2 protein-coding genes are annotated in these 1049 nt (G+C 66.4%); one reads left to right on the top strand and one right to left on the bottom strand.

The window, feature by feature from the left end; all coding sequences use genetic code 11:
- A partial coding sequence (moaB, locus tag F6S12_RS32095; RefSeq protein WP_315869903.1) for a molybdenum cofactor biosynthesis protein B occupies positions 1–464 on the bottom strand: 464 nt, incomplete at its 3' end.
- Positions 465–690: 226 nt separating this feature from the next.
- Between moaB and mobA the strand changes: the two genes are divergently transcribed.
- A partial coding sequence (gene mobA, locus F6S12_RS32090; protein ID WP_315869902.1) for a molybdenum cofactor guanylyltransferase occupies positions 691–1049 on the top strand: 359 nt, incomplete at its 3' end.

Below are 1049 nucleotides of genomic sequence, written 5' to 3'. Positions count from 1 at the left end.
TGCTCGGCGAGGATGCCTTCCCAGGCGGTGCGGCAGGCCCCGGTGGAGCCCGGCAGGCAGCACACCAGGGTGCCATTGGCCAGCCCGGCCAGGGCCCGGCTCTGCACCGTGGAGGTGCCGATATCGAGAATCGAGATGGCGCGAAACAGCTCGCCGAAACCGTCGATGTGCTTGTCCAGCAGGCAGCCCACGGCTTCCGGGGTGCTGTCGCGGCCGGTAAAGCCGGTGCCACCGGTGATCAGCACCACCTGGATGCGCTCGTCGGCGATCCAGGCCGCCACCTGGGCGCGGATCTTGTACAGGTCATCCTTGAGCAGGTTGCGCTCGGCCAGGCTGTGGCCGGCCTCCAGCAGGCGGCTGACCAGCAGTTGCCCGGAGGTGTCAGTGGCATATTCCCGGGTATCGCTGACCGTCAGCACGGCCATGTTCAAGGGTACAAACAACGCATCCGACTTCACGCTCATGTCATTCTCCGACCGGCAGGCTAAAAATCATGAACCCAGGCTAAAGGCCCGCCGACGCGGCTGTCTAATCGTTCTGGCTGACCGGATTATCGATGCGCTCTATCATCCTGCCGAGCCCTGCCAGGGGGCCGATAAAGCCCGTCAATCGGCCATTCAACACTTCCGATTGGACGTACCCGAAGGACAATGCCATCGTTTGCGCCACCTACTTGATATGCGTCCCGCCATGACCCCGACCCAGCCCGCCCCCGCCTGTTCCCTGCCCTGCTCGATCCTGCTGCTGGCCGGTGGCCGCGGCTCGCGCATGGGCGGCCAGGACAAGGGCCTGGTGGCCTGGCGCGGCCAGCCGCTGATTGCCCATGTGCAGGCGGTGGTGCGGCCCTTGAGCGATGACCTGATCATTTCCTGCAACCGCAACGCCGAGCGCTACCGGGCCTATGCCGACCGCTTGGTGGAGGATGGGCAGAAGGATTTCCCCGGGCCCCTGGCCGGAGTCCTGGCCGGCCTCGCGACGGCCCGCCACCCCTGGTTGCTGGTGCTGGCCTGCGATGCGCCGCAGATCGACGCGGCGCTGATCCAGGCCCT

Origin of the sequence: Pseudomonas sp. JV245A (assembly GCF_032424515.1) — a bacterium.
In the GTDB taxonomy this organism is placed as follows: domain Bacteria; phylum Pseudomonadota; class Gammaproteobacteria; order Pseudomonadales; family Pseudomonadaceae; genus Aquipseudomonas; species Aquipseudomonas protegens.
This window is presented reverse-complemented; position numbering and strand designations above follow the sequence as displayed.